Genomic DNA, 20,978 nt, shown 5'->3' on the forward strand with positions numbered 1-20,978 from the left:
CGGCCGCTCAACGGCTCCGCAGCCCCCTTGGCGACGGCAGGCTCTCCAAAATCCCGAAGGAGCCATCGAGATCGCTTGCCGCCTTGAGGCTCACGCCTTCTTCACGAACTCGGTCTTGAGCACCAGGCCTTTCACTTGCTTGGTATTGCATTCGATCTCGCCGGGATTGCCGTTCAGGCGGATGGCCTTCACCAACGTGCCGCGCTTGATCGTCTCCGAAGTGCCTTTGACTTTGAGGTCTTTGATCAGCGTTACGGAATCACCGTCATTCAATTGAGCGCCATTGCTGTCGCGCACGATTACATCGTTCGGCATGCCATCTCCTGTGATTTGGATCCCACTACCAGATCAGGTGAGAATCCCAAAACCGATGACGACCGGCAACCGTCAACATTTCAGGCGGCCATCTGGTGGCCGACGTGGAACATGTGCGACGAGAAGCGCGCAGCGCATAAATCTCTAAGCCTTCGACGCCCATGGTGGATGAAATGCTTGCGCGGGAAGGTCGGGCATCGTCTGCAGGTACCGCTGCCAGATCTGATCCATGACCGTGGTCAGCGTGGCACATCGAAGCCGGCGCCGCCGACAACCTCCTCGATCTCCGCCACCATGCGTGAATCCATCGCCTGCCGCATCTCGGCTTCCGGTCTGCGCCATCGAGCGGATTGGTATTTCGATAGCTACGCCCGCTTGTCGTCCGGATGGCCAAGCTCGCAGAACCACCCGCCCAGATACTGCACCGATGGCGCCTTGGGATCCGGAATCTGCGTCTTCCCCTCGACCGCTGCGCGGAACGGCTCGGCACTATCCTGCGGAGAAAACCCCAGATGGTTGGCGCCGCTGTTGTCGACCGTTTTCACCTTGTTGTCGGAAAGGCCGAAGGAGATCGTATGGCCGACGCGCGGCGCGGTGAGAGCTGCCTCGACCAGACGCACACAATCGGCGAAGGAGAGGTATGACCACAGCATGCGACGGTCCGCCGGTTCGGGGAAGGACGAAAAGATGCGCAGGCACGCCGTCTCGATGCCGAACTTGTCCCAGTAAAGCCGGCTCAGGCTCTCGACGAAGTTCTTCGACACGCCATAGAGGCTGTCGGGACGCACCGGCGCGTCGACGCCGATATGCGCCTCGACCTCGTGATAGCCGACGGCATGCACGGAGGAGGCATAGATGACTCGTTTCACCCCGTGTTTCCGGGCGCCCTCGTAGATGTGATAGGAGCCGCGGATGCTGGAATCCAGGATGGTTTGCCATTCGCATTCGAGTGGTGCGCCGCCGAAATGCACGATCGCGTCGCAATCCTTGGTGGCGGCAATCGTCGCCTCCATATCGGCGAGGTCGAAGACCGCTTCTTCCTCGTGTGGAGCAAGATCGCCGAACGGTTCGCGGCCGGCCAGGCGGATCGTTTTTGCCAGCGGCACCAGCCCCTTTCGCAGTTCCGAACCGAGGCGGCCGGCCGCGCCGGTGATCAGGATGCGTTCGTAATGCGGCATGATTTACTCCACTTGCGCGACGGCGGCGTTGATGCGCGCGATCGCTTCGGTCAGCACCTCTTCGCCGGTCGCGGTCGAGATGCGGAAATAGGGGGAAAGTCCATAGGCGGCGCCCGGCACCGAGGCCACGCGCCCTTCGTTCAGGAGATAATTCGCCACTGCCGTGTCGTCCTCGAGCACGACGCCTTTTGGGGTCCTGCGGCCGATCAGGCTGGCGCAGCCGATATAGGCATAGAAGGCGCCTTCCGGTGGCGAAAGCGTAAGACCGTTGATCCGCCTGATGCCGTCGACGACAAGGTCGCGGCGCGCCTCGAACGCCTGCCGAAAGCGTGCCACCTCGTCCTGGGGGCCGTTGAGCGCGGCCACCGTCGCCGCTTGCGCGATCGAGCAGACGGACGTGCAGGACTGGCTCTGGATGATCGCCATCGCCCTGGTGAGCGGCGCCGGCCCGGCGGCATAGCCGACACGCCACCCGGTCATCGCATAGGATTTGGAGACGCCGTTGACGATCAGGGTGCGGTCCCTGAGTTCCGGGCAAGCCTTGCCGAAGGAGACGAAGTCGCGTCCGTCGAACAGGATGTGCTCGTAAATCTCGTCGGAAAGCACCAGCACCTGCGGATGCCTTGCCAAAACCGCTCCGAGTGCCCGCAGGTCCGATTGCGAATATATGGCGCCGGAGGGGTTGCCGGGCATGTTGAGGAACAGCCATTTCGTCCTTGGAGTGATGGCTTTTTCGAGCAGCTCCGGCGTCAGCCGGAAGCCCGAAGTTTCCGGGCACTCGATGAGGACAGGCCTGCCGCCGAGCAGCTTCACCATCTCGGGATAGGAGACGAAGTAGGGCGCCGGCAGGATCGCTTCGTCACCAGACTCCAGCGTCGCCATCAGCGCGTTGAAGATGATCTGCTTGGCGCCATTGGCCACGACGACGTCGTCCGCCGTGTAGTCCAGTCCGTTTTCGCGGCGGAACTTGCCGGCCACGGCTTCGCGCACCTCGGCCGTGCCGGCGGCACCCGTGTATAGCGTCTGGCCGGCCTTCGCGGCGACATGCGCCGCTTCGATGATATGGCTCGGTGTCGGGAAATCCGGCTCGCCCAGGCCAAGATCGATCACGTCGACGCCCTTGGCGCGCAGGGCCCTGGCTGCCTGCGAAGCAGCCATGGACGCCGACGGCTTCACCGCAGACAGGCGCGAGGCAATGTAGCTCATTTGCCGTTCTCCGAAATGTATTCCTTGGAGCGGTCGTTCGCCCGCGCCTCGGTGCTGCGCTTGGACGGATCGCCATAGCCGCCGCCGCCCGGCAATTGGAGGATCAGCCGACGGCCGGCCGGAACATGCTGCCAGCCTTTAGGTCGCATCTGCGTGCCATCGTCCAGCCTGACCACGCCGGCCACTCCAGGTCCGCCGCCGTTGCGCCCGTGGGCGGGATGATTGACGCGGTCGAACATGGCCGAAAAGTCGAATTCATGGCCCTCGATCGCCTCGATTTCGATAACCTGCCCGAGCCCGCCGCGGAACTCGCCGTCGCCGCCGGAATCGGGCCGCAGTTCCTTGCGCCAGATGACGATCGGGCCGGTGTGCTCCGTTGCCTCGATCGGCATCGTATGGACGCCGGAGGGGAAAGCCGTCGCCGACAATCCGTCGAGACCGGGGCGCGCGCCCATGCCGCCGGAATTGAACATCAGCACCTCGGCGCGGCGGCCCGAACCGCCGGAGACCGGCCGAACCGAGATATGGATGTTCCACAGTGCGCCGGCGCCCTCGGCAAGGATCTTGCCGGGCATCGCCTTGGCGATCGCGCCGAGCACCAGATCGGGAACCATATGGCCGAAGATGTGCCTGAGCGCCACCGGCGCCGGCCGCACGGCGTTCAGGATGTTGACCGGAGACGACACGGTGAAGAAGGCGAGCGACGCGGCATTGTTAGGAATATCGGGCGCCACCACGCATTTCAACGCGTAGCAGGCATAGGCCTTGCTGTAGATGATCGGGCAGTTGATGCCCCATCGGCTCATCGGGTCGGTACCGGTGAAATCGACCTCGACGCCGGCGTCCCGAACAGTGACGGTCGCCGCGAGTTTCACCGGCTCGTCGTAGCCGTCGGTCACCAGCGCGTTCGACCAGCTGCCTTTGGGCATCGCCTTGATGCGTTCGACCATGGCGTCGCGGGTGCGCGAGAAGATGAACTCGCCAAGCCCGTCCAGCGATGCCAGGCCGATCTCCTTCATCATGTCGACGAGGCGTCGGTGGCCGACTTCGTTGCAGGCGGCGAGTGAATAGAAATCGCCGACGACCTGGTTCGGCTCGCGGACGTTGGCGCGCAGGATCCTGACGAGATCGAGATTGACCTTGCCCTTCTCCGCGAACTTCATGATCGGGATCTGGATGCCTTCCTCGTAGACCGACTTGCCGTCAGCGCCAAAGCCGCGCCCACCGACATCGACCACATGCGCCGTGCAGGCGAAGAACGCAACCAATTCGCCGTTCAGGAACGACGGCGACACCATGGTGATATCGTGCAGGTGGCCCGTGCCCAACCAGGGGTCATTGGTGACGTAGGTGTCGCCCTCGAACATGGTTTCGCGCGGGATTTCGTTCATGAAATGCAGCACCGCCTCGGCCATGGTGTTGACATGGCCGGGCGTTCCCGTCACCGCCTGTGCCAGCATCTGGCCGCGGGGATCGAACACGCCCGCCGACAGGTCGCCGGATTCGCGCACCGATGTCGAGAAAGCCGTGCGCAGCAAGGTGAGGGCCTGCTCCTCGACCACCGAGATCAACCGGTTCCACATAACCTGCATGCGGATTTCACTGATGTCGCTCATGCCTGGCTGCCTTTGCGGATCAGAAGGATCGCTCCGTCGCTCTGGATGACGGCGTCGAAGCTCGTGGTGACGACGGTGGACGTCTCGCGTTCGACGATGATGACCGGGCCCGCCACCCGATCGCCGGTGCACAGCCCCTCCCGTTCGACGATGCCATAGGTCCGTGGCGCACCGCTGGCCGGATCGAACACCGCGCGGCTTGTTGCCGGCTGAGTGGTCCGCTTGCCGGTGATCAGCTCGTGCCTGGCGACAGCAGGCCGGACATCCGTCGCCTTCACGGACCAGGTGACGATCTCGATTTCCAGGCCGCCAAGTCCTTCGATGGCGCGGCCGAAGAAGCGTTGGTAATTCGCCTGGAACAAATCCTCGAGCGTGGTTGCGGCATCATTGCCGAACGGCTCGTCCGGCAGCGGCACGGGGATTTCCCAGCCCTGGCCGGCGTAGCGCATGAAGGCGGTGATTTCGCATGTGATCGTACCGTTGGCCCCTGCCCGCACGAAGCTTTCGGCTGACACTTTGAGGTCATCGAGCAAAGCATTGGCCTCGGCCGGCTTGAACTGCGACAGCCGCGTCAGCCGGGATGCCAGGGCTTCGTAGCCGAACGGAGCCTTGAGGAAGCCGATCGCCGATCCGACGCCCGCGCCCTTGGGGACGATGCACTGGTCGATGCCGAGTTTCTCGCAAAGCCTTGCGGCGTGAAGCGGGGCCGCGCCACCGAAGGCGATCATCACGTTGTCGGAAATGTTTTTGCCGTTTTCGACGGCATGGACGCGGGCGGCATTGGCCATGTTCTCGTCCACCACCTCGCAGATGCCGAAGGCCGTCGCCATGGCATCGAGCGACAGGCGTTCGCCGACATCGCGCAGGATCGCCTGTTCGGATGCGGACGTGTCCAGCCTGATGGCGCCGCCGGCGAAATTGTCGGGATCGAGCTTGCCGAGCACCAGGTCGGCATCTGTGATGGCCGGGCGCCTGCCGCCGCGGCCGTAGCAGGCCGGGCCAGGTTCCGATCCGGCACTTTCGGGACCGGTCTGGATGCGGCCCATGGCGTCGACCCAGGCGATCGACCCGCCGCCGGCGCCGATCTCGATCATCTCGATCACGGGAATGGAGATCGGCATGCCGGAACCTTTGCAGAAGCGATAGGTACGCGCCACTTCGAAGGTTCTGGCGGTGCGCGGCGCATAATCCTCGATCAGGCAAATCTTTGCAGTGGTGCCGCCCATGTCATAGGAGACGACCTTTTCCAGGCCGAATCGCCTGGCGATGTCGGCGGCGAAGATGGCGCCGCCGGCCGGGCCGGACTCAACGAGGCGCACGGGAAATTCCGAGGCCGTCTCCACCGAGATCAGACCGCCGCCCGAATGGATCATGAAGACCGGGCACTCGGCGCCCATCTCCTTCAAGCGGGTCTGGAAACGCGCGAGATAGTCCGCCATCTGCGGCCGCACATAGGCGTTGGCGCAGACCGTGTTGAAGCGTTCGAACTCGCGCATCTGCGGCGAGACTTCGGCGCTGATCGAAATCGGGATGGTAAGCTTGCGGGACAGGATAGCGCGTGCCCGGCGCTCATGATCAGGGTTGGTGTAGGCATGGATGAAGCCGATCGCCACGGAGCCGAAGCCGCCGGCCGCGATCCGGTCGGCAATGCCTTCCAGGGCGGCTTCGTCGAGCGGCTGAAGCTCCTGGCCTTCCGCACCGATCCGGCCCTTTACCGTGAAACGGTGCTCGCGCGGGATTAGCGGCGCCGGCAGCTGCAGGTCGAGGTCATACTGCTCGAAGCGGTTTTCCGTGCGCATCTCGATGACATCGCGGAACCCTTCGGTGGTGACCAGCGCGGTCTTGGCGCCACGGCGTTCGATGAGCGCATTCGTCGCCAGCGTCGTGCCGTGGATGATGATGCCGATCTCGGCAAGCGCGATACCGGCATCGCGCGTGACGACGGCAATGCCGTCCAGGATCGCCTGCTCGGGCGCCGCATAATTGGTCAACACCTTGGTGGAGAAGATCGTTCCCCTGAGGTCGAGCGCGACGTCGGTGAACGTGCCGCCGATGTCCGCGCCGAGACGGATGTCGTCTTTGGAGGTCATGCCTTGGCCTTCTGGGAAGCGAGCGCGGCGTCACGCATCTGGGAAAGGGTCTGTCGGGGCGTCAGCGCTTCGGGAGATATGGCGATGTCGAGGACCGCTCCCGTCACGGATCCGAGCGCCCGATCGAACGCCGCCGCGAAATCGCGCGTCGCCTCGACCCGCTCGGCATGGAAACCATAGGCCTTTGCCAGTGTCACGAAATCAGGGTTTTCGAGCGACGTGCCCGAAACGCGCGCCGGATAGTGGCGCTCCTGATGGGCGCGGATCGTGCCGTAGATGCCGTTGTTGAGGATCAGCACGATCGGCTGCGCGCCAGCCTGCATGGCGGTTCCGAGTTCCTGGCAATTCATCTGGAAGTCGCCGTCGCCGGCAAAGCAGACGACCGTGCGTTCTGGAAACGCAACCTTGGCGGCAATTGCCGCCGGCAGGCCGTAGCCCATGGCGCCAGACTGCGGGGCGAGCAGCCGTGCGTCCGGCCCGAACTTGAAGAACTTGTTCGGCCAGACGGTGAAATTGCCGGCGCCGTTGGTGAGAATGACGTCGGCAGGCAGGTTTTCGCGCAGCCAGGCGCTGACCTCCACCATGTCCACCGGGCCGGGCTGGACGGGCGCGCCGAATGTCCCTTCATAGGCTTTGCGGGCCGCGGCGCGCCAGTCCGCCCAGCCGCCTTTGACGGGCGTCAACGCCCGGGCAAAAGCGTTCGGCCCGGCATGGATACCGATGGCCGGCACATAGATCTTGCCGATCTCGCGATCGGAGCCATGGACATGGATCAGTTTCTGGCGCGGCACCGGCACGGACAGCAGCGTATAGCCATCCGTGGTCATCTCGCCAAAACGCACATTGACGGCCAGGATCACGTCGGCCTCGCGGAGCAGGGCTTTGACATGCGCCACCATGCCGACGCCGGCCTCGCCGACAAAGACCGGCGAATGGTTGTCGAACTGGTCCTGATAGCGAAAGGCCGCCACGACAGGAATGTCGGAAGCCTCTGCGAAAGCCTGTAGCGCCGCGCGTCCGTCCACGGTCCAGTTGGCGCCGCCCATGAGCAGGACCGGCCTCTCGGCCTTGGCCAGCAGCTTGAAGGCCGAAGCGATCGCTTCCGGCGCCGGTGCCGGCTCGAAAATGGCCGCCGGTGCGCTGAGCGGAGCCGCTTCAGTCATGGTGGTCAGCATGTCCTCGGGCAGCGCGACCACGACGGGACCAGGTCGTCCGGTCAATGCGGTCGTCCATGCCCGCGCCACAATCTCGGGCAGGCGCGCGACATCGTCGATCTCGACCGCCCATTTGGCGACCGTGCCGAACACCGCCCGGTAGTCGATTTCCTGAAACGCTTCGCGGCCCTTCATGTCGGTGCCGACCTGGCCGACGAACAGGATCATCGGCGAACTGTCCTGCATGGCCGTGTGAACGCCGATGCTGGCGTTGGTGGCGCCTGGGCCGCGCGTCACGAAACAGATGCCTGGCGAGCCGGTCAACTTGCCGTAGGCCGAGGCCATGAACGCCGCGCCGCCTTCATTGCGGCAAAGCGTGTAGTCCAGCTTTCCCTGCGTGTCGTGCAGCGCGTCCAGGACGGCCAGATAACTTTCTCCGGGCACGCCGAAGCTCCTGGTCGCGCCAAGCCCGATCAGGCACTCGACGAGAAGGCGGCCGCCATTGCGGATCATGCTTCGACATCCTCACTTTGGCGGCAGGTCGATCGAGCCTGCCTTCGGTTCATAGGTGCACGCAGGCGGTTCGGGGCGAAATCAAGAAATGCCGTCTATTCGAAAGTTTTTCTTTGCCGAGCAGCGTGCACCAGCACGCCCGGATTCATCGTGTCCCGTGGATCGAATGCATCCTTGAGCCGCGCCATGAGTTCGCGTTCCAATGGACTGCGGTTTCGGTCGGCCATGGCGATCTTTGCGCGGCCAAGTCCATGCTCGGCCGCGAAACTGCCGCCCATTTCCGTGGCGAGCGACGATAGCGCCTCGGCGAACCGCTCGGCCTTGCCGTCAAAATCGGCGCGGCCTTCCGGCGGCGACAGATTGTAGTGGATGTTGCCGTCGCCGAGATGCCCGAACGGGTTTATCCGCACGCCGGGAAGAATGTCGTCGCAGATCTCTGCGCCGGCCTCGACGAAACGGGCGATAGCGCCCGGAGGCACCGAGATGTCGTGCTTCAGCTGCTCTCCTTCCAGCCTCTGTCCTTCCGGCTGCTCCTCTCGCAGCCGCCAGAATTGTGCGCGATGCGCGCCCGTCGCCGCCAATGCTCCGTCCAGCACCAGGCCTTGCTCCATGCCCCACTCCAGCGCCGAAGCCAGTATCTCGTCGAGCGGAACGCGGGGGGCGCCCGATGCCAGTTCGACCAGCACATAGACCTCGCCGCGTGCCTCCAACTGGTAGGCGAGGTCGGGCAGGTGTTTGAGGGCCAGTCCCAGCCCGATGTCGGAGAAGAACTCGAGCCCGGTCAGGAATTCCCCCACCTCGCCCCGCAGAAAGGTGCCAAACGAAACCGCCGCGGCGAAATCGGACATGACGACAAGCGCGCTCGCCTGCCGCCGCGGCATCGGGTAGAGCCGCAGGATCGCGCGCGTCACGATGCCAAGCGTTCCTTCCGCGCCGCAATAGAGCTTGCGCAACTGGTAGCCGGCATTGTCTTTCTGCACCGCGCGCAGCCCGTTCCATATCGCCCCGTCAGGGGTCACGACCTCCAGGCCAAGCACGAGGTCTTGCATCATGCCATACCGGAATGCCTGGCTGCCGCCGGCATTGGTGCCGACCAGGCCGCCGATCCTGGCGCTGCCTTCCGCGCCGAGATGCATCGGAAACATCAGGCCGTGCGGTTCCAGCGCCTCGTGCAACGCGGCAAGCACGGCTCCCGCCTCGACGAGGATCGAGCCGCTGTCCAAGTCCGGTTTGCCGATCGCCGTCATGCGCGAAAGCGAAACGATCACCGCATTCGGCCGATCGGCGACGGCGCCGCCGCAAAGCCCGGTGTTGCCGCCTTGCGGCACGACCGCCAGGCCGGCCGCGTGGCATGTCTTTACGACACTGGCTACTTCGGAGGTATCCGCAGGCCTGGCCACGCCCAGAGCCGCGACGCCGTAGCGATCGAGCCAATCGCGCTGATAGGGCCTTGCATCGCTGCCCGAAAGCCAGCCTTTCGGTCCGAGCATCTCGCGCAAGGCGGTGACGGGATCAGTCACGGACATGGCTGCGGCCTGACGCGGGATCGTTGCATCGATCAGTGACCAAGCACCTGCGACAGGAACTGCCGCGTGCGCTCGTTGCGGGAGGAGGTGAAGAATTCATCGGGAGGCGCCTGTTCGACGATCTCGCCTCCATCCATGAAAATTACCCGGTCGGCAACCCGGCGCGCAAAACCCATCTCATGCGTGACGCAGATCATTGTCATGCCTTCAGAGGCGAGCGTGACTATGACGTCGAGCACTTCCGCGATCATTTCCGGGTCGAGCGCAGAGGTCGGCTCATCGAACAGCATGATCTCGGGCTGCATGCAAAGGGCACGCGCTATCGCGACCCGCTGTTGCTGGCCGCCGGACAACTGACCGGGATACTTCATCGCCTGTTCGGGAATGCGTACCTTCTCCAGATAGCGCCGGGCGGTCGCCTCGGCATCCGCGCGCGGCACCTTGCGCACGATCATGGGCGCGAGCATGCAGTTCTCCAGCACCGTCATGTGTGGAAACAGGTTGAAGTGCTGGAACACCATGCCGACTTCCCGCCTGATCCCGTCGATGTTGCCGACATCGTCGTTGAGCTCGGTGCCGAGCACGGTGATCCGGCCGCCATTGTGCTGCTCCAGACGGTTGATGCAGCGGATCATGGTGGACTTGCCGGAGCCGGACGGGCCGCAGACGACGATCCTCTCGCCGCGATCCACGGACAAGCTCAGCTTTCGCAGCGCCTGGAATGTCCCGTAATATTTGTCGAGATTTTCGATCAGCACCGCGGGGCCGCTGGATCGGGGCGAGTTTCCTGAAAGCACGTAAACGCCCCCTATCGTTCGCCGACCGACATACGGCGCTCGAGAAAAGCGCCATAGCGGGACAGGCTGAACACGAAGATGAAGTAGATGAAGGCGATGAAGGCATAGACCTCGACATAGGCGAAGCGCCACTCGCCGGTGCCGTAGGCGGCATTGCCGGAGGCCAGGATCTCGAAGAAGCCGACGATGATCACCAGCGAGGTTTCCTTGAACGAGATCACGAACTGGTTGATCGTCGCCGGCAGCGCATTGCGCATGGCCTGCGGTAGAAGAATGCGGCCGACGCGCTGCCAATAGCGCATGCCAAGCGCCATGGCTGCCTCTTCTTGCCCACTGGGAACGCCCTGCATCCCACCCCTGACGATCTCCGCCTGATAGGCGGAAAAAAACAGGGCCGAGCCCAGGATCACCCGGTACAGCTTGTCGCCCACCAGCCATTGCGGCAGTGCGAACGGCAGCACGATGGCGAAGGTGAACAGGATCGAGATCAGAGGCAATGAACGCACCCCGTCGATAATGAGGCCGGAGGTGCGGGAAATCCATGGCAGGCCGGAGCGGCGCAGCAGCGCCAGGCAGATCGCCAGCGGGAAGCCGATCAGGCAGGTGGTCACGAAGATGAACAGGGTCAGCGCCAGTCCGCCCCAGGCCTCCTCGCCGACATAGGGCAGACCAAGCACGCCGCCCTTCATCAGCACGTAGAAAAGCGCCGTTCCGGCTCCCCATACGAGTGCGATGCGGCGACCCGACCAGAAGGCTGGAACGCAACTTAGCACCGTCATGACCACGACGATCAGGCAAGCCAGGGCCGACCGCCACTGCTCGTCATAGGGATAGAGGCCGAACAGGATGATGCGCCATCGCGCGGCAATGACCGACCAGCAGGCTCCCGCCGCCGCCTGGCAGGCTTCGGGTCCGCCGCTCGTCGTGAAGACAGCCGAGAAAACCGCCCAATTCAGGAGCTTCCAGGCCAGGAAGACCATGACCGCCAGGGAAGCCAGCGACAGCAATGCCTGCAGGGGCGTCGCAAAGAAGCGCCGCCTCAGATCCTCGATCTTGCCAATGGCAGGAGGGGCGACAACGACCATTTCCATCCCTCACCCCCTCAATTGGTTGCCCTTGAGGGCGATTGCTTTGTTGATGCGGTTGAAGATGGCGGCGAGGCTGAGGTTGATGACGAGGAAGCCAGCCATCAGGATGCCGATCGCTTCGATTGTCTGGCCGGAATGGTTGATCGTCAGCGCCACGATCATGAAGAAATCGGTGAAGCCCACCGCGATGCCCATTGTGGTCGCCTTCATCAGCCAGACATACTGGTTGGCGAGGATTGGCAGCATGGCGCGTAGTGCCAGCGGCAGCCGCACCAGCATGAAGACCCGCCACGGGCCGAGGCCCAGGGAAAGAGCCGCCTCGACCTGGCCCTTGCCGACAGCCTTGAACCCGCCGCGCACGATCTCGGCGATGTAGGAGCCGCCATAGATGGCGATCGCGATGGCCAGTGTCGCAAACTCCGGCGGAATGCGCAGGCCGCCTCGCAGATTGAGACCTTGCAGCGCCGGAAAATCGAGCAGCGGCGAGTCGGCCAGGCGGCCGGCCACCAGAACGATGGCCGCGCAGGCAAGTGCCGCCGCCGTGCCGGCAAGCTGAATGCCGCCACGCTGGCCGACCGGCAGGCTGAGGCGCGATGTCCTGCCCAGCCAGATCGGCAGCGCGATGGCGGCAATCACAGCCAATGTCGCCGCAGCGAGCGCGGCGCTGCTGACATTGGGGAACGGGATGTAAAGCCCCCGGCTGGTGAGGAGAAAGCCCCATCCCTCATGCGCGGCGCGCGGCGTCGGCAGATGGGTGATAACGGCATACCAGAAAAAAACCTGGAGGATCAGCGGGATGTTTCGGAAGATGTCCACATAGGTGCGGCCGAGCAGCCGGGCCAATTCGTTCGAGGAAGTCCGCGCCAGGCCGACGATCGTTCCGACGATCGTCGCCAGCGTCAGGCCGACGGTTCCCAGAAACAGCGTATTGATGATCCCGATGAGGAAGTACCACCAATAAGGGTCGTTGGCCGTGGCGGGCAGCAGCGAGAAGTTCAGGTCCCAGCCCGTCGACTTGAACAGGAAGTCGAATCCGGAGGTGATCCCCTGCGCCGCCAGGTTCTGTCTGGCGATCACAATGCCGGCAAGCACCATCGCGGCGATCGAGCCGACATACAGGATCTGCAACAGTGCGTTGCGGACTTTTTGATTTCTCAGCAGGCTGACCATTCAGAAATCCTTCCCGAATTGCCGCGCGGTCCCGCCCGGCGGGAGCCGGGCGGGACCTGGAGCGGGATGCGTTCAGAACGGATCAATCAACAACCAGCGGGAACAGGACACCGCCATTGTTCCACAAATTGGTCAGTTCGCGATCCATCTTGTAGGGCGAGTCCTTGCCGAGATCGCGATCGAAGATTTCGCCGTAGTTGCCGACGTTCTTGATCACCTTGTAGGCCCAGTCGTCGGAGAGCCCGAGACCCTTGCCCATGCCTGGCGTGACGCCGAGGAATTTGGCGACCTGCGGTGAAGTCGGCTTGGCCTTTATCTCGTCGACGTTCTTCGAGGTGATGCCTTCCTGTTCGGCGAAGATCAGCGTGCTCAGCGTCCAGTTGGCGATGTCGACCCAGTTGTCGTCGCCTTGCCGCATGATCATGACTTCAGGCTCGACGGCGAGCACGTCTGGCAGGATGACATGGTCGTCGACCTTGCTCTTGGCGATGCGCGCAATGGCCAGTGTCGGACCCCACTGCGCATAAAGATCGCAGCGTCCCGAGAAATAGGCCTGCTCGAGCTCCTCGGTCTTCTCGATGAGCACCGGTTCGAGCTTGATGCCGAGCTTGGCCGTATAGGCAGCGACCTGCTGTTCCTGCGAGGTGCCGGCGGGAATGCAGATCGTGCCGCCTGCGGCATCCTTGAGCGACTCGAGGTTCAGCTCCTTGTGCGCCATCACCTTGGTGGTACCGAGATAGTAGGACATCGAGAACTGCAGCCCAAGTTCGGTGTCGCGGCTGAGCGTGCCGCCCGAGGCCTTGATGATGATGTCGACATCGCCGGACTGCAGGGCCGGCCAGCGCTGGGCCCAGCTGATCGGAACGACCTTCAGCTTCGCCGGGTCGCCGAACACGGCCGCGGCCACCGCCTTGCAGAGGTCGATGTCCATGCCCTTCCAGTTGCCCTTGTCGTCCACCTCGGCGAAGCCGAGATAGGAGCCGTCATGGCCGGTGCAGTTCAGCATGCCGCGTGCCTTGAGGGTTTCGAGCGTCTTGCCGCCGGCGGCTTCCGCCGGCGCCGCAAAATGCACGAGGCCAAGGGCCAGGGCCGAAGCCCCCCATTTCATCATTTTCATGTTCCGTCTCCACTGTTGAGGTTGTTTGGTTTCTTGTTGTTGGAGACCCGAAAGGCGTCTTTCAGGCCTCGGTCTCGAAGCCGCTTCTAGTCGGAAAGCGGGGCCGGTTTCGGTAACGAGGAAATCGTGAGGTCGCCGCGCCAATCCTGCTGAGCCAGCCATCGGTGAAGTGCCGCGACCGCCTTCACGCGCAGATGTCCGCGCGGGACGACAAGATAGAAGCCCGGGACTTCCTCCGGCTTCATGTCGGCAATGGCGTCGCGGCCGATCGGCGCGACCAGCGTGCCCGCCCGGAAATCTTCCTCGGCGTCGATGACGGAAACCAAGCCCACACCTATGCCTTGCAAGGTCGCCCGGCGCATGGTCGCGGCGTCGTCGAAGCTGATGCTGCGGTCGCCATCCGTCAGCTCCACGCCAAGGTGGCGCAATATGTCCGGCCACAGACGCTTCGACTTGACGGTGTCGAGCAACGTGAACTGTGTCAGATCATGCGCCGACTTGATCCTTTCGCCGATCGCCGGCGTGCAGCAGATGATCTTCGGATCCGGCACCAGCAACGTGGTTTCATAGTCGGACCAGTTGCCGTAGCCCCACTGGACCGTCATATCGATATCGTCGCGCCCGAAATCGGGCAGGTCGACCACGGTCGTCAGGCGCAGGTCCGCGCCCGGCAAGATTTCCCGGAACAACGAAAGCCGCGGCAGGAGATAATGCGTGGCGAAGTATGGGCTCGCATTCAGGTTGATGCGGTCCCGATAGTTCGACTTGGTGACGCGGCGAACGCCTTCGGCAAACTCGTTGAAGCCGGCTTTGACATAGTGCGACAGAAGAATGGCCGACTCGGTCAGTTCGATCGACCGGCCCTTACGCTCGAACAGCGTTACCTGGAGCGTATCCTCCAGAAGCTTGATCTGCTGTCCGACGGCCTGCGGCGTGACCAGCAATTCATCCGCCGCCTGCCGAAAGCTCTTGTGCTGCGCGACCGCGTGGAACACGCGCAGAGCATTCAGCGAGGGAAGGCGCAGCTTGCCGGTCATCGAAAATTCCGTTCCTTTCCCTGCTTGTGGCCCGGTCGGTCATGCACTGCCTCGGTCATGCACTGCCAGAGTTCAGTCGCCCGCGGCGAAAGAGACTTAGGCGTATATGTAACCACCTGAAACAATTACGTTTTCACCGGTCATGTAAGTGTTCTTGGGGCTGCCCGTCATCAGCACCCATTCGGCAATCTCCTTTGGCTCGGCACCGCGGCCGAGCGGGCTCGCCTTGGCCAGTTCCTCCAGGAAGCCGAGCGCTTTCGCCTTCTCCGTCGCCATGCCGGCCGGCGCCACCGAATTCACCAGAATGCCGTCCTTCGCCACGTGATGGGCAAAGGATCGGGTAAGGCTGACGACGGCGGCCTTGGTCGCCGCATAGTGAGCGTTCTGCGGATGCGCCTTGAAGGCGTCGACCGAGGTCAGGTTCACGATCCGGCCGCGGACGCGGCTCTTCGGCTCCTGCGATTGCATGTGGCGAACCGCCGCCACCATCATGTGGTAGGTGCCCTTGATGTTGATGCCGTTGGAGGCATCCCAGTCGGCGTCGGTGATTTCGAGGAGCGGGCGGCGAGGGTAGATCGCGGCACAATTGATCAGCGTGTCGACGCGCCCGAGTTTCGAAACGATCGCCTCGAATGCGGCGTGGCACTGTGGGCCTACCTGGATGTCGCAAAGGGCGGTCGCGGTAGGCAGTCCGCTGGCCTTCGCGGTCGCCAGCGCGGACTCGGCGGCTTCCTGGTTGATGTCGATGATGCCGATCTTTGCCGCTCCGGCCTCGACAGCCATCTCGGCTAAGAGGGCACCGAGGCCGGCACCACCGCCAACGATCAGAACGGAAAGATCTTTCATCCCAGTTTTCCTTACTTGGTACCGCTTGGCGAGGTTGGCCAAGTCGGCATGATGTCGAAACGGGTAACGTCGGCCCACGCGGGGAGCCCAAGCACAGCGACGACCATCCTGGCCACGTCATCCGGCTGCACCACTTTGCTGGCGTACATGGCTGCGCGCGCGTTGGCGTCGAGGATGTCCTGGTAGAGCTGCGTCTCGACACGGCCGGCAACGATCTCGGTGACGCGTACGCCCGATGGGGAGAGGTCGGCGCGCAGCGCTGCTGCAAAGCCTGATATCGCCGCCTTGGTCGCTGAATAGACGGCAATGTTGGAGTATGCCGCGTGGCCCGCTGTGGAGCCGGTGAACAATACATGCCCGGACTGCCGCTCGCGCATTTGCGGGACGACGAGGCGCGTGAGCAGGATTGCCGCGCTGAGGTTCACCTCGAGCGTGGTGTCGATGTCAGCGATCTTCATATCGGCGAAGTTGCCGAGCGGCGGCATGACCCCGGCATTGTTGATCAGCACGTCGATGGTGAGATCCGCCAGGGCCGCTTCCAGGGCCTCGCGGTCGGTGACGTCGACGGCAATCGGCACGATGCCGGGCCGCTGTGCCTGCAGCTCCTTGAGCGCGGCCTGGCTGCGCCCGACCGCATAGACGTCGTAGCCGGCGTCGCTCAGCGCGATCGCGATGGCCCGCCCTATGCCGCTCGTCGCACCGGTGATGAAGGCTGTCGTCACGTGGGCTTTCCTGATTGTCTGTTTTCAGTTTGCGGCCCGGGCCGATGCCGCGAAACCAAGAAAACCAGCAAAAAGGAAAGATAAACTTTCGAAAATTTCGGATGCCTCCAAAATCCGTTGGGGTGTTCGGATAACCGCAGCAGCCGAAAACCCAAGGAAACGCTGGCAAGCTGGCGCCTTCAGCCCTTGGGAAACCCGCGCAGCCGGTGACGGAACAAAAAACACGGCTTTCGCAATGGATGTCTAATTTTCGGCCCAGGCGCGCCGATGCGATCGAATTCGCGAGGCCTCATGCGCCTGTCGAGACAGCCTCATCCGCCTGTCGAGACAGGCCTTTTCATGTCGGTGAAAAGTGAGGCCGCCGCCGCCTTCTGCTCGGCTTCGATTGCCTCCACGCCAGAGGCTCGGGCCAGGGCGCGCACCCGCCCGAGACTGTTGTGCAGGTGCTTGCGCATGGCCTGGCGGGCGGCGCGGCCATCCTGCCTTTCGATGGCGTCGACGATTGTCCTATGTTCGCTGTGTATGCGCGCGTAGTAGCTGTCCTTGAGTTCGGGCGTGACCAGATAGCCGAGCTGGAAGCGCGGGACGATCATCGGCCCGAGATAGCTTAGGAAACCGTGAATGAATTCATTTCGTGCCGCCTTGGCGATCGCCAGGTGGAAATCATAGTCGTAGTGGATCTGGACGACGGCGGGATCGGCCTGCTGGGCGTCGACCTGTTCCATCAAGGTGCGGATCGCGCTGGCTTCCGCATCGGTGCGCCGTTCCGCGCACAATCCCGCCGACTCCACCTCGACGCTCAACCTCAGCTCGAGCAGCGCAATGGTTTCCGGCAAGGTCCTGAGCGCTTCGTCCGGTATCGAGAAGTTGCGCGGCGCCGGCGTCTCGCTGACGAACATGCCGCGCCCCTGCTGCGGCACCACCAGGCCTTCGGAACGCAGTCGCGCCACAGCTTCCCGCACCACGGTGCGGCTGACATCGTACTCGGCGCAAAGCTCCGCCTCAGTCGGCAATTGCGCGCCGGGCAGCAGCTGTCCGGAGCGGATCTTCTCGGACAGGCTCTCCGCCACGACGGTGGAAAGCGGCTTGCGCTTCGTCATCAGTCTCCCTCTCGCCAGATTCGGGATGATGCCCGAACCGGCAGGACCATTCAAACCGCCGCGGTGACGATCAGCTCGACCAGCATTCCGGGCTTCGCCATCCGTCCTTCGCCCGATGAGCGCGCCGGTGCGTGCTCCCCGGGCATCCAGGCGTCCCACACCGCATTGACCTCGTCGAAATCCCTGATGTCGTCCAGCCACATCTGCACATGAAGGATGCGGGTCTTGTCCGTGCCCGCCTTGCCAAGCAGCGCATCGATCTTGCCGAGCACCTCGCGCATCTGGTCGGCCGCGGACTGGCCGGGCCTCGCGACCTGGCCGGTGAGGTAGAGCGTGCCGTTATGGATGACGCCATGGTGTATGCGGGTATCGAAGTCGAAGCGCTGGATGTCGCTCACTGGCGAGATATTGATCACTGGATTATCCTTGTCAGATAGCCGGCGTTTGCCGGATGGGATTTCCCTGCAGATATTGTGCGTAAGGCGCCTGAACCAGCCAGCCGGCGTCGACCGGCAAGGTGACGCCGGTAATCGAAGCGGCGCGCTCCGAGCAGAGGAACAATGCCGCCTCGGCGACGTCGCGCGGCTCGACGAAGCGTCGCAGCGCCGTGGTGGCCTGTATGGCTTCGGGGTTGCGTTCACCCCTGGCGATCTTGGTCTTCAGACCATCGGAAAGTGTATAGCCGGGCGCGACCGCATTGACGCGAACGCCATGCGGGCCGAGTTCGGCGGCGAGGATCTGGGTCAGGGCCAGGACCGCATGCTTTCCCGGCGTGTAGGCGGGCAGCGACAGCGGCGCGAAAGAGGCGAGCGAGCCGACATTCAGGATCGCGCCTCGCCGGGCGGCCGACATCAGCCGGCCAAACACCTGGCACCCCAACAGCGTGCCGCGATAATTCACCCGCCACATCTTCTCGTCCTCGTCCAGATCCTGATCAAGGACGTACTTGCCGCTCTGCAAGATGCCGGCGCAGTTGACGACGACGTGAGGCGTGCCGAACCCGTCGCTGACAATCCGTGCCAGAGCCTCGACTGAGCCGCTATCTGCGACATCTGTCTGGACAAACAGCGCACGCGGCGCGCCCGCCGCCTGGCAGGAGCCGGCCGCCTCATTGCCCCTCGTCGCATCCCGGCCGGAGACGACCACATGATAACCGTCTTCTGCGAAGCGCTGCGCGATAGCGCGTCCGATGCCGGAGGTGCCGCCGATGACGACGGCAGTCGGTGTCTCAGCCATGGCCGCGGTCCTTGCCTTCGATGTCGAAGAATTCGGACATCGCCCGGACCTGGAAATCCATCATCGGGCGTCCCGGTTGAACGCGGCAGCCGATCCCCTTGGCCGCCCGCAGCAGAGCGGTTTCCGCAGGCTCCATGATGATGTCCACGACCGTCATATCCGGGGTCAGCCGGCTGACGTCAAGCGGCAGCGGATCGCCGGCATGCATGCCGACAGGCGTGGCGTTGATCGCCATATGCATGCCGGAAGGCTCGGCCTCTCCGACCTGGATGCGGCATTTCGGGAACGCGCGGCCAACCAGCGCCGCCAGTTTCCCGGCGCGCGCCGTATCGATGTCGGTAAGGCGGATTTCGTCGGCGCCGGCTTCCGCGAGACAATAGGCGAGCGAAGCACCGGCGCCACCGGCACCGACTTGAAGAATGCGGCGGCCGGCGATCTGATGCCCGTTCGCCTTGAGCGCATCGATGAAGCCGACGCCGTCGAAATTGTCGGCGTACCAGCTGCCATCCGGCAGCCGTCGCACCGAGTTGGCGCTTTCCACCCGCGCGGCGCGGTCATGCGCGGCGGAGCATTTGTGGTAGACCGCAACCTTGTACGGCACCGAGATGATCACGCCCCTGATATTCTCGGCTGCCGTGATGCCGGCCCAGAAGGTCTCAAAATCCTCCGGGCGGCAGCTCAAGGGCACCATGAGGCTGTCGAGGCCCTTCTGCTCGAAGATCTCGTTGAATATGCCGGGGCTCTTGGCGTGGGCCACGGGATGGGCCAGCATCACGAAGATCTCGGCCTTGCCGGTTCCGCGCATCGGTTTTTACTCCTTTTCTTTTGACAGTTCGTGGCCGCTGAGGATCTCCAGCGCCCGGACGAGAGACGAGTGATCGGCCTCGGCGCCACCTGGATGGGCCGAACAGGCATTCATCAGTTGCTGCGCCATGGCGGTGTTCGGCAGCGCCACGCCAAGGGCGCGGGCACTGTCAAGCGCCAGGTTGAGATCCTTCTGGTGGAGCTTGATGCGAAAGCCTGGGGCGAAGGTCCGGTCGATCATGCGCTGGCCATGCACTTCCAGGACGCGGGAAGCGGCGAAGCCACCCATCAGGGCGCCGCGAACCTTCGCCGGGTCGCACCCGGCCTTGCTGGCGAAGACAAGCGCTTCGGCCACGGCCTCGATGTTGAGCGCGACGATGATCTGGTTGGCGATCTTGCAGGTCTGCCCGGCGCCATTCTGCTCGCCGATCAAAGTGACGTTCTTGCCGAGTGTCTCAAAGATCGGCAGCGCCCGCTCGAACTCGGCGGCCGGGCCGCCGACCATGATGGTGAGGCTTGCCGCCTTGGCGCCGACCTCGCCGCCCGAGACCGGGGCGTCGAGGTAGCCGGCTCCCTTCTCTCGCAGTTTCGCCGCGAACGCCGCCGTGGCGATGGGGCTGATCGAGCTCATGTCGATGACCAGCTTGCCGGCTGACAGTCCTTCCAGGACGCCGTCCTCGCCCAACAGGACGCGTTCGACGTCAGGCGTGTCGGGCAGCATGGTGACGACGATCTCGGACCGCCGTGCCACTTCGGCGGCGGACGCGACGACCGATGCGGTCAGGCCCTGCGGTAGAGGGGAGCGATTGAGAACGGTGACGATCTCATGCCCGGCATCGGCCAGGTGGCGCGCCATCGGTGCTCCCATGACGCCAAGCCCGATGAACCCGATCCTCATTCTCCAGCTCCCATTTAAAAGTCCGTACATCGCATCTTGCAGCGTTTTGTAGCCATATGATATAGGACATCATACAAATTTCAATCCAGATGATTGGAGATGATCGCAAGATGCAAGAACGCGTCAACACGCTGAAAGCTGCCACAGCGGCTGGCCAGGCTCACATCGGCATCTGGTGCTCGCTGGCTTCGGCGCTCACCACGGAGATCGTCGCCGGCTCCGGAGCCGATTGGGTGCTGATCGACGGCGAGCACAGCCCCAACCATCTGCGCAGCATCATGGCGCAGCTTCAGGTGATGGGCGGCTTCGACAGCGAGGCTGTCGTCAGGCTGCCCTCCGACGATCCCAATCTGATCAAGCAGGCGCTGGATATCGGCGCACGCAGCCTGATGATCCCCAATGTACGAACCGCCGATCAGGCCCGCGCCATCGTCGCGGCCATGACCTATGCGCCCGGCGGATTTCGCGGCTTCTCGGTCGGTCACCGCGCCAACGCCTTCGGCCGCATCGCCGGCTACCACGCCAAGGCGCGTGAGCAGCAACTTCTCGCCGTGCAGATCGAGGA

The 20,978-nt window shown here is 63.7% G+C and carries 21 protein-coding genes; 2 read left to right on the plus strand and 19 right to left on the minus strand.

Annotated features, from left to right (window positions below; all coding sequences use genetic code 11):
- Positions 1-90: 90 nt before the first annotated feature.
- The 14 genes from EOB59_RS10745 to EOB59_RS10810 form a co-directional block, all read right to left on the minus strand.
- A complete protein-coding gene (locus tag EOB59_RS10745; RefSeq protein WP_013529641.1) occupies positions 91-315 on the minus strand; it encodes an alkylphosphonate utilization protein in 225 nt (74 codons plus the stop codon).
- Between the two features lie 365 nt (positions 316-680).
- A complete protein-coding gene (locus tag EOB59_RS10750) occupies positions 681-1,493 on the minus strand; it encodes an NAD(P)-dependent oxidoreductase (RefSeq protein WP_127395258.1) in 813 nt (270 codons plus the stop codon).
- 3 nt (positions 1,494-1,496) lie between these two features.
- The gene (locus tag EOB59_RS10755; protein ID WP_127395257.1) at positions 1,497-2,699 is read right to left on the minus strand and encodes a pyridoxal phosphate-dependent aminotransferase; all 1,203 of its coding nucleotides are present in this window, start codon (positions 2,697-2,699) and stop codon (positions 1,497-1,499) included.
- Positions 2,696-4,315 (minus strand): hydantoinase B/oxoprolinase family protein, encoded by a 1,620-nt coding sequence (locus tag EOB59_RS10760; protein WP_127320509.1) that lies wholly within the window; start codon positions 4,313-4,315, stop codon positions 2,696-2,698. The genes EOB59_RS10755 and EOB59_RS10760 overlap by 4 nt, the downstream gene beginning before the upstream one ends.
- Positions 4,312-6,405, minus strand: coding sequence for a hydantoinase/oxoprolinase family protein (locus EOB59_RS10765; RefSeq protein ID WP_127395256.1), 2,094 nt, complete (start codon positions 6,403-6,405; stop codon positions 4,312-4,314). The genes EOB59_RS10760 and EOB59_RS10765 overlap by 4 nt, the downstream gene beginning before the upstream one ends.
- On the minus strand, positions 6,402-8,072 hold the full coding sequence (locus EOB59_RS10770) for a thiamine pyrophosphate-binding protein (RefSeq protein WP_127395255.1): 1,671 nt from the start codon (positions 8,070-8,072) through the stop codon (positions 6,402-6,404). The genes EOB59_RS10765 and EOB59_RS10770 overlap by 4 nt, the downstream gene beginning before the upstream one ends.
- A gap of 95 nt (positions 8,073-8,167) precedes the next feature.
- Positions 8,168-9,598, minus strand: coding sequence for an FAD-binding oxidoreductase (locus EOB59_RS10775; RefSeq protein ID WP_245481872.1), 1,431 nt, complete (start codon positions 9,596-9,598; stop codon positions 8,168-8,170).
- A 32-nt stretch (positions 9,599-9,630) separates the two neighbouring features.
- Positions 9,631-10,395: an amino acid ABC transporter ATP-binding protein gene (locus EOB59_RS10780; RefSeq protein ID WP_127395254.1), complete on the minus strand. Its 765-nt coding sequence runs from the start codon at positions 10,393-10,395 to the stop codon at positions 9,631-9,633.
- Positions 10,396-10,406: 11 nt separating this feature from the next.
- On the minus strand, positions 10,407-11,486 hold the full coding sequence (locus EOB59_RS10785) for an amino acid ABC transporter permease (protein ID WP_127395253.1): 1,080 nt from the start codon (positions 11,484-11,486) through the stop codon (positions 10,407-10,409).
- A gap of 3 nt (positions 11,487-11,489) precedes the next feature.
- Complete coding sequence (locus EOB59_RS10790; protein WP_127809346.1) at positions 11,490-12,653, minus strand: ABC transporter permease subunit; 1,164 nt, start codon at positions 12,651-12,653, stop codon at positions 11,490-11,492.
- Positions 12,654-12,735: 82 nt separating this feature from the next.
- Positions 12,736-13,770: an amino acid ABC transporter substrate-binding protein gene (locus EOB59_RS10795; protein WP_128288344.1), complete on the minus strand. Its 1,035-nt coding sequence runs from the start codon at positions 13,768-13,770 to the stop codon at positions 12,736-12,738.
- Between the two features lie 86 nt (positions 13,771-13,856).
- Positions 13,857-14,807, minus strand: coding sequence for a LysR substrate-binding domain-containing protein (locus tag EOB59_RS10800; protein WP_128288345.1), 951 nt, complete (start codon positions 14,805-14,807; stop codon positions 13,857-13,859).
- A gap of 96 nt (positions 14,808-14,903) precedes the next feature.
- Entirely contained in the window at positions 14,904-15,653 is a 750-nt protein-coding gene (locus EOB59_RS10805; RefSeq protein WP_127397377.1) for an SDR family oxidoreductase, read from the minus strand.
- 11 nt (positions 15,654-15,664) lie between these two features.
- Positions 15,665-16,375, minus strand: coding sequence for an SDR family oxidoreductase (locus EOB59_RS10810; RefSeq protein WP_127321703.1), 711 nt, complete (start codon positions 16,373-16,375; stop codon positions 15,665-15,667).
- On the opposite strand from EOB59_RS10810, the gene EOB59_RS10815 reads away from it, so the two are divergent.
- The gene (locus EOB59_RS10815) at positions 16,359-16,622 is read left to right on the plus strand and encodes a hypothetical protein (protein WP_127397378.1); all 264 of its coding nucleotides are present in this window, start codon (positions 16,359-16,361) and stop codon (positions 16,620-16,622) included. The two genes, EOB59_RS10810 and EOB59_RS10815, sit on opposite strands and share 17 nt — an antisense overlap.
- Before the next feature lie 64 nt (positions 16,623-16,686).
- Here the strand turns inward: EOB59_RS10815 and EOB59_RS10820 are convergent, their stop codons facing one another.
- Genes EOB59_RS10820 through EOB59_RS10840 form a run of 5 tightly spaced genes read right to left on the minus strand, consistent with a single transcriptional unit; the run spans position 16,687 to position 20,413 of the window.
- Positions 16,687-17,475 (minus strand): FadR/GntR family transcriptional regulator, encoded by a 789-nt coding sequence (locus EOB59_RS10820; RefSeq protein ID WP_164895626.1) that lies wholly within the window; start codon positions 17,473-17,475, stop codon positions 16,687-16,689.
- A 50-nt stretch (positions 17,476-17,525) separates the two neighbouring features.
- A complete protein-coding gene (locus EOB59_RS10825) occupies positions 17,526-17,873 on the minus strand; it encodes a RidA family protein (RefSeq protein ID WP_023810158.1) in 348 nt (115 codons plus the stop codon).
- A gap of 31 nt (positions 17,874-17,904) precedes the next feature.
- Positions 17,905-18,711, minus strand: coding sequence for an SDR family oxidoreductase (locus EOB59_RS10830; RefSeq protein WP_127268819.1), 807 nt, complete (start codon positions 18,709-18,711; stop codon positions 17,905-17,907).
- Complete coding sequence (locus EOB59_RS10835; protein WP_127268820.1) at positions 18,704-19,516, minus strand: shikimate dehydrogenase; 813 nt, start codon at positions 19,514-19,516, stop codon at positions 18,704-18,706. The genes EOB59_RS10830 and EOB59_RS10835 overlap by 8 nt, the downstream gene beginning before the upstream one ends.
- A gap of 6 nt (positions 19,517-19,522) precedes the next feature.
- On the minus strand, positions 19,523-20,413 hold the full coding sequence (locus EOB59_RS10840) for a 2-hydroxy-3-oxopropionate reductase (RefSeq protein WP_127268821.1): 891 nt from the start codon (positions 20,411-20,413) through the stop codon (positions 19,523-19,525).
- A gap of 110 nt (positions 20,414-20,523) precedes the next feature.
- Here EOB59_RS10840 and EOB59_RS36155 point away from each other — a divergent pair.
- The coding region (locus tag EOB59_RS36155) for an aldolase/citrate lyase family protein (protein WP_245486591.1) at positions 20,524-20,978 on the plus strand (455 nt) is incomplete at its 3' end.

It is taken from the genome of Mesorhizobium sp. M7A.F.Ca.MR.176.00.0.0, assembly GCF_004023165.1.
Lineage (GTDB): Bacteria > Pseudomonadota > Alphaproteobacteria > Rhizobiales > Rhizobiaceae > Mesorhizobium.

Bases quoted from the DNA above. Each gene is read 5' to 3' on its own strand.
- EOB59_RS10745 (WP_013529641.1), bottom strand. From the start codon at position 315: ATGCCGAACGATGTAATCGTGCGCGACAGCAATGGCGCTCAATTGAAT.
- EOB59_RS10750 (WP_127395258.1), bottom strand. From the start codon at position 1,493: ATGCCGCATTACGAACGCATCCTGATCACCGGCGCGGCCGGCCGCCTC.
- EOB59_RS10755 (WP_127395257.1), bottom strand. From the start codon at position 2,699: ATGAGCTACATTGCCTCGCGCCTGTCTGCGGTGAAGCCGTCGGCGTCC.
- EOB59_RS10760 (WP_127320509.1), bottom strand. From the start codon at position 4,315: ATGAGCGACATCAGTGAAATCCGCATGCAGGTTATGTGGAACCGGTTG.
- EOB59_RS10765 (WP_127395256.1), bottom strand. From the start codon at position 6,405: ATGACCTCCAAAGACGACATCCGTCTCGGCGCGGACATCGGCGGCACG.
- EOB59_RS10770 (WP_127395255.1), bottom strand. From the start codon at position 8,072: ATGATCCGCAATGGCGGCCGCCTTCTCGTCGAGTGCCTGATCGGGCTT.
- EOB59_RS10775 (WP_245481872.1), bottom strand. From the start codon at position 9,598: ATGTCCGTGACTGATCCCGTCACCGCCTTGCGCGAGATGCTCGGACCG.
- EOB59_RS10785 (WP_127395253.1), bottom strand. From the start codon at position 11,486: ATGGAAATGGTCGTTGTCGCCCCTCCTGCCATTGGCAAGATCGAGGAT.
- EOB59_RS10790 (WP_127809346.1), bottom strand. From the start codon at position 12,653: ATGGTCAGCCTGCTGAGAAATCAAAAAGTCCGCAACGCACTGTTGCAG.
- EOB59_RS10795 (WP_128288344.1), bottom strand. From the start codon at position 13,770: ATGAAAATGATGAAATGGGGGGCTTCGGCCCTGGCCCTTGGCCTCGTG.
- EOB59_RS10800 (WP_128288345.1), bottom strand. From the start codon at position 14,807: ATGACCGGCAAGCTGCGCCTTCCCTCGCTGAATGCTCTGCGCGTGTTC.
- EOB59_RS10805 (WP_127397377.1), bottom strand. From the start codon at position 15,653: ATGAAAGATCTTTCCGTTCTGATCGTTGGCGGTGGTGCCGGCCTCGGT.
- EOB59_RS10815 (WP_127397378.1), top strand. From the start codon at position 16,359: ATGAAGGCTGTCGTCACGTGGGCTTTCCTGATTGTCTGTTTTCAGTTT.
- EOB59_RS10820 (WP_164895626.1), bottom strand. From the start codon at position 17,475: ATGACGAAGCGCAAGCCGCTTTCCACCGTCGTGGCGGAGAGCCTGTCC.
- EOB59_RS10830 (WP_127268819.1), bottom strand. From the start codon at position 18,711: ATGGCTGAGACACCGACTGCCGTCGTCATCGGCGGCACCTCCGGCATC.
- EOB59_RS10835 (WP_127268820.1), bottom strand. From the start codon at position 19,516: ATGCGCGGAACCGGCAAGGCCGAGATCTTCGTGATGCTGGCCCATCCC.
- EOB59_RS10840 (WP_127268821.1), bottom strand. From the start codon at position 20,413: ATGAGGATCGGGTTCATCGGGCTTGGCGTCATGGGAGCACCGATGGCG.